Source organism: Streptomyces sp. SID3343 (assembly GCF_009865215.1).
Classification (GTDB): domain Bacteria; phylum Actinomycetota; class Actinomycetes; order Streptomycetales; family Streptomycetaceae; genus Embleya.
This window is the reverse complement of the sequence record NZ_WWJX01000152.1, coordinates 1-6,465: the sequence shown is the minus strand read 5'-3', so window position 1 is coordinate 6,465 and position 6,465 is coordinate 1. Positions and strand designations below refer to the sequence as shown.

4 protein-coding genes and 1 pseudogene are annotated in these 6,465 nt (G+C 72.3%); 3 read left to right on the top strand and 2 right to left on the bottom strand.

The window, feature by feature from the left end; translation table 11 throughout:
• Positions 1 to 192: 192 nt before the first annotated feature.
• A complete protein-coding gene (locus tag GT354_RS05325; RefSeq protein WP_346011866.1) occupies positions 193 to 597 on the bottom strand; it encodes a hypothetical protein in 405 nt (134 codons plus the stop codon).
• A 564-nt stretch (positions 598 to 1,161) separates the two neighbouring features.
• On the opposite strand from GT354_RS05325, the gene GT354_RS05320 reads away from it, so the two are divergent.
• Entirely contained in the window at positions 1,162 to 2,019 is an 858-nt protein-coding gene (locus GT354_RS05320; RefSeq protein WP_161355007.1) for a hypothetical protein, read from the top strand.
• Between the two features lie 473 nt (positions 2,020 to 2,492).
• Here the strand turns inward: GT354_RS05320 and GT354_RS05315 are convergent, their stop codons facing one another.
• Complete coding sequence (locus GT354_RS05315; RefSeq protein ID WP_161355006.1) at positions 2,493 to 3,332, bottom strand: hypothetical protein; 840 nt, start codon at positions 3,330 to 3,332, stop codon at positions 2,493 to 2,495.
• A gap of 946 nt (positions 3,333 to 4,278) precedes the next feature.
• Here GT354_RS05315 and GT354_RS05310 point away from each other — a divergent pair.
• Both GT354_RS05310 and GT354_RS05305 read left to right on the top strand, forming a co-directional pair.
• Entirely contained in the window at positions 4,279 to 5,643 is a 1,365-nt protein-coding gene (locus tag GT354_RS05310; protein WP_161355005.1) for a hypothetical protein, read from the top strand.
• A 426-nt stretch (positions 5,644 to 6,069) separates the two neighbouring features.
• Positions 6,070 to 6,465 (top strand): annotated as a pseudogene (locus GT354_RS05305) (hypothetical protein); the annotation flags it as partial.

The following is a 6,465-nucleotide window of genomic DNA, read 5'->3' as shown; positions in this document are numbered from 1 at the left end:
CTCAGACGCCCACTTTGAAGACACTTCCTAGGGGAGACCCCGGTACGACCGCCCGGCGTACGACCATCCACTCGCCGGGGGCGCCCCCGGGCGCGGGTCGGCCGTGCCTCGCGCCACGGCCTGATCACTGCGGGCGATCGAGCCAACTCGCCATCAAGAACGGCGAGTTCGCCCGTGACCGCGACGGTCGGTTCAGCTCGCGGTGATGTTGCCGTCGGCGTCGAAGACGACGTCGCGCCAGTGCTTGTCCCACTTGTCGTCCAGGTGTTCGGGCACCTGTCCTTCGGGGTAGCGCACGTAGCCCGGATCCGGCTCCCGACCGTCGGACACGCACGCCACCCCCGTGCTGCTTCCGACCGCCTTCACCGGATACTCCTCCGACGTGCAGATCCGCTCCTTGGTCGAGCATCCAACAACGAACAGCAGGCCGGCGGCCGTCGCCGTCAGGGCCGACACGGCAAGCGGACCCCGGGCGCTTTTCCACATCGTCTGCCACCTCTCACACGTCTCCTGCCACGCGCCTCGATCGCCGTCGCCGAGTGCGATGCCGACCGGGCCTGCGCCGCGGCGGACTCGCGGGAACGGTTCGTCGAGCACACGCGCGACATCCCGACGGCGACCACGACATCGTCGGGTGATGCGGGGAATCCTCGAACCGATGGCGCGAGCGCGGCACACCGTCGAGGGTACGCGGCACGGGAGACGAACACGCGGGACGCGGGCGAGGACACGCGGGAGGCCGATATGGGTTCGATGGGCGTCCGCGTCGAACCAATACCGCGTGATGCGCGTCACGGTACCCGCCGGGGTCGGGCCCACCTCGGCTTCCCCCTGGGGCGACCTTGTGTCAAGGTGGGCAATTCACCCTCGCTTGCGGCTCGTTCAGGCCATCGCGCATGCCGGCGAGAAGGGTGGGAAGCAGTGCGGGTATGCGGTTCGTGGACGGCTTCGCGCCGTTGTCCCGGGTCGTCGACCACCGGGCGTCCCCGGTGGTTTGCCGGGCCGGCGACCGTTTTTGCTGCGATTCGGGTGCCGGCAGGCGATCATGGGCGGATGGCCGGGCGGGGAAGCCTCGCCCGCCGGCACGAGAACGGGTGTGTCTCGATCACGTTGATCCGAGCCACCCGGTCGTAACACTGATGTCGAGAGAAGGAGAACCGCATGGTCGCCTCGTCGGTGGAGGAACTGCGTGCGTCATTGGAAAGAGAGGCCGAAAAACTGGCCGAGCGCCGGGAACGGCTCGAGGGAGAACTGGCCGAGGTCGAGCGCCAGTTGGCGGCCCGCCTCAACGCGGTACAGCACCTCGCGCTGATCCGCCCGCTCGTCGCCGACCACCTGCCGACGGCAACCGCCGTGACGGACGGTGAACTTCCGGCCGAGCGGAACGCCGCGGCGGAGCAGGCGAGCAGCATCGCGCCCGCAGCCGAGCAGCCGGCCACCAAGACCGCGCGGATCCCCCGAGCGCGGACCCGCACCGAACCCACGCCCGAGCCCGTCACGGCCGAGCCCGAGAAGACCGCCGAACCCGTCAAGGCCACGGAACCCGACAAGGCCGCCGAGCCCGCGAAGGCCGACAAGGCCGTCAAGGCGGACAAGGCCGCGAAGAAGGCTCCCCGTACCAAGGTGAGCCGCGCCACGAAGACCGTCACCAAGCCGGTCACCAAGTCGGTCAAGCCGGCGGCCAAGCAGGCAGCCAAGCCGGCCGCCAAAACGGTGACGAAGCCGGCCGCCAAGACCGTGGCCGAGCCCGTCGCCCAGCCCGTCGCCCAGCCGGCGGCGGTGTCGGTCGCCGAGCCGACGGGCGACCAGCCCGGCCGCCGCCGACTTCGCGACGAGATCGCCGCCCTGTTGGCAGCCACCGGCGAACCCATGAACGTCCGCCAACTCACCGAGGCTCTCGGCGATATCGCCACCAAGAGCCGCATGGAAACCGTCCGCACCTCCACCGAGGGCCTGGTCAAGATCGGACGCGCCGTCAAGACCGGGCGTGGCCTGTTCACCGGACCCGCAACCGCCTGAACCAACCCGGTACCCGGCCCGCGAGCAGATCCGCGGGGACGGCCCCCGCCCGCACCGCCTGCCTCGATCAAGGGCGGGTACGGTCCGGGCAAGCACATCCGCACAGGCGCGGAACCTGCCCCGCCCACGACTGTCGGCTCTGGCCGATCGCCGTGTCACGCCGGGAGCCGAACAGCGCGGGCGAACCCCGCGTCGGACTCGCTGCGCGAGCTCGACGCGAGTTCCGTCCGGCCGGTGAGGTCGTGACCCGTACCACCGACGTCACGACCGTCGTCCCGTCTCCGAGAACCCCGCGTCATGGCCCGCACCCGATCCGCTGCTCGCCGGCGGACCTGGTCGGGCGCTCTCGGGCCCGTCTCCGGAACGGCACGGCAGCGTCGCGGGCAGGGTGGTTCCCACGTGCCGGGTGACCTAGTGCCGTGTGGGCCGACGGAGGACCATCGTCCACCGTCGGCCCACACGTGCGCCGGTCGTCAGCGAATACCCGGAAGGGCGGCCAGGTGCCGCACCCGCGCGGTCGGGTCCGGATCCATGGTGGCCTCGATGAGGGCTTCGAGATCGGGGTCCGCCCAGGGTCGTTCGGCGGCCAAGGGCGTACGGCGACGGCCGGTGGCGACGTCCTCCAAGACGTCGGCGGGGGTGACGTAACGGCCCGCGGTGCGGTCGGTGGCGGGATCGGTGCCGGTCCAGGCCGCGCGGATCGACGCGCCGAGGCTGTACACCTCGGCGACGTCGGTGAGTTCTATGTCGACGTCGGACTCGGTGTCCAGGCGACGTCGGGCGACCTCGGGGGCGGTGAAGTGGTCCATGCCCCCGCGGTACGGGTCCCGGAGCGGGAGCAGATCACGATGGTGCGTGAGGTCGTGGTCGATGAACTCGACGGCTCCGGTCGCGGTGATCACGATGTTCATCGGCTGGATGTCGCCGTGGCGCCAGCCCGCGGCGTGCAGCCGCGCGAGGGTGTCGAACGCCCGATCCGCGAACTCCGCCAGGCGCGGCGCGAAACAGGCGCCGCCCGACGCTCGCGCGGGTGCGCACCATTCCCACAGCGTGCGGCCGGGACGCCATTCGACCGCGGTCCACAGCCCGTCGCCGACGTGCCCATGGGCCCCGGCCACGGGATAGAGGCCGTGGGCGTACAAGAGGGCAACCGCGTGCGCCTCGTGATGCAGCGGCCGCGCGCGGGTTCGATCGGTGGCGGTCCTGACTCTCCAATCGCCCACGCGCCAGGCGTGGGTGTGGTGCGGAGTCAGCGGTCGCGGGGTGTCCTCGACACCCAGGGCATCGAGGGCGGCGGCGAGCAGCGGTTCCATGGTCACATCCTCCCGGGTACGGGCCTCTTCGGCGGCGGTTCGACGAGCAAATCCGCGATTCGGACGGCGAGTCCTTCTCCCGCCCGACAGACGGTACGAACTGTGCGCTTGAGCGCGGTGCGCGCGGTAGGTGGTGTGGGCGGCGCGTGGTGTGCGTGTTGTGCGCGATGCGCACGGTGGGTGGTGTGAGCGGTGCGTGATGTGCGTGTTGTGCGCGATGCGCACGGTGAGTGGTGTGGGTGGTGTGGGCGGTGCTTGGTGTTCGTGTTGTGCGTGGCGCTTGATGTGTGGTGTGGGCGGTGCCTGCGGTGCGCGGTACGGGTGTTCGGGCAACGGGCGGTGCGGGGTGTGCGCTCGTTGCACGGTGCGGGTGTTCGGGTGGGGCGGTGTGCGGTACGCGGCATGGGCCCGGTGCGGTACGCGGCGCGGGCCTGGTGCGGTGGTCGGTGGCGCAGGACGCGGTACCGGCCCTGTGTGCGCTGCGGGTGAACGGGTGGCGCGTTACGCGGTGTGTGGTGCGCGGTACGGGTGTTCGGGCCGTGCGGTGCGCGGTGCGGGTGGCGCGGTATGCGGTGTGTGGTGTGCGGCGCGGGTGTTCGGGGCGTGCGGAGGGCGGTACGCGGTGCGGCGCTCTGCCTGCGGTACGCGGTGCAGGTGATTGGTGGCGCGGTGCGTGGTGTGCGCGGTGATCGGTGGCGCGGTAGGCGGTACGCGGTGTGGGTGGTCGGTGGCGTGGTGCGGGCTCTGTGCGCGGTGCGGGTGTTCGGGGTGGGCGGTGGGCGGTTTGCGGTGGGGTGGTGTGGGTGTCGTGGGTGCGGGGGGCAGGCCGTCGATCGGTACTCCGAGTGAACTCGGCGTCGCCGCGCGCTACCAGGGGTCTGGCGCGCGGGCAGGTTAAGCGGGTTAATCGAGGTCACATCATCGGATCCCCACGAGGCGGGCGGTCATGGTGAACGAATCCGAGCGGACGTCGAACCGGGCGCTGCGGGCGTTGATCGCCGAAGCGGGGTGCACGTACGCGTCGTTGGCCCGATCGGTGAACGCGGTCGGGGCCGAGGCCGGGGTCGGGCTGCGCTACGCGAAGCCGTCGGTGGCGCAGTGGTTGGACGGGGCCCGGCCGCGCGAACCGCTCTTCGTGGCCGAGGCGTTGGCCCGCCGCCTGGGCAGACCGGTGCCGTTGTCCGACATCGGCATGGGGCCGTCGGATGCCGATCCGGGTGTCGCCCCAGACTGGGATCGGCTCGATCCCGCGACCGCCCTCGCCGACCTCGGGAGCATCGTGAACCGACGCACACTGATCACCATGGGCCCCTATTCCCTCGCCGCGGCATGGCGGCTGCCCGACTGGGAGGAGATCGCCGATCGCGGGGCCCTGGTCGCGACCGCGTCGGCGTCGACGGCCGCGTCCGGGCCGCGCATCGGCGTCAAGGACGTCGAAGCCGTCCGGGCCATGACGAACATGTTCTGCGAGGTCGACGACGCGCACGGATCCGGCCAGGTCCGCGAGACCGCGTTGGCCTACCTGGGCCGTGACGTGGCCGGGTTCCTGCGCGCCGACGCCCCTGGGCCCGTGCGCCGCGAGTTGCATCGCGCGGCGTCCATGCTCGCGTACATCGTGGGCTGGTACCACTGGGACTCCGAACTCCACGTCCCCGCACAGCGGTTGTACGGGCTGGCGCTGCGGCTGGCCGCGGCGGCCGACGACGGTCCCGGCTACGCGACCGTGCTGCGCGGGATGAGCGTGCAGGCCGGCGGGCTCGGCCATCACGGCACCGCGGTCCATCTCGCCGAGCAGGCCGTCACCGCCGCCGGAGGCGTCGGCGCACAGCCGTTGCACCGGGCATTCGTCATGGCATCGCTCGCGGCCGCGAACGGTGGTCGCCGGGACCGCCGTTCCGCCCTCGCCGCGCTCACGGCCACCGAACACGCCCTGCACCGCGCCGACACCGCGAGCGGACCGACCGGGGGCTTCCACGTCGCGTCGTTCGAGCACACCATCGCGCTCACCTGTCGGGGCCTGGGCGACGTACGCGCGGGCGCGGCGGCGATGGTGCGCAGCAACCGGGCGCGCCCGGCGTCGGAACGACGACATCGGGCCGTCTCGTCCGGAATCCTGGCCGAGTTGCTGCTCGACCTGGGCCGCCTCGACGAGGCGTGCGCGGCGTGGGCGGACCTGCTGGCGGATCGAGAACACCTGCGCTGCGGACAGGTGGACACCGCCGTCGCCACGATGCGCGCGAAGCTGCGCCCCCACGCCCGAGTCCCCGCCGCGAGCGCGCTACTGGACCGCGCCCGCCCACCCGGCGGCTGAGACCGGCACGGCACGTGGAACCTACCCGGGGCTGAGACCGGCACGGCACGTAGGACCTACCCAGGGCCGCCGAGACCGGCACCACGCACGAGACCGGCCCGGCCTCCCCTCCCCCCAGCAGCGCCGCGACGCGGTGCCGCCGGCGGCCTCGATCGCCCGCAGCGCGTACCGGCCTTCGCGCCACCGGCGCACCCGAACGAACTTGCCACCCCGACTGCCCGATGGTCCCGACTGCCCCGCCCGCCCCGGCCGTCCCGCCGCCGCCCGGGGGCTCGTGCGCCATTCGGGTGACCATCCGCGACTAATGCGATCATGACCGTATGTAGTCATATAGACACTCACCATGAAGATCAACGCGAGGTCTTGGTGACTCCCCCGTCCCCGCGCGCGCCTCGGCGCCGACGCCTGGGACCCGTACGCTCGGTCGTGGCCCTGTCCGCGCTCACCGCCGCGCTCCTGGCCGGCATCCAGGCACCGAGTTCGGCCGCCGACGCCCCTTCCGCCCCCGTCGACACCGCCCCGATCACGGTGTCCCCCGAGGAGCACGCCGACCTGCTCGCCGAGGCGACCCGGATCGCCGCGGAGACCGCCACGGCCCTGGGTCTGGACCCGCAGGAGGGGCTTCAGCCGAGCGACGCGGGCAAGGACGCGGACGGCACCACCCACTTCCGCTACGAGCGCACCTTCTCCGGACTGCCGGTCCTCGGCGGCGACTTGGTCGTGCACCGCTCCCCGCAGGGTGCCCTCAGCGCCACCCGGGCGCAGGCGGGCCGGATCGCCGTGCCGAGCATCACGCCCACCGTCTCCGCGCCCCGGACCGCC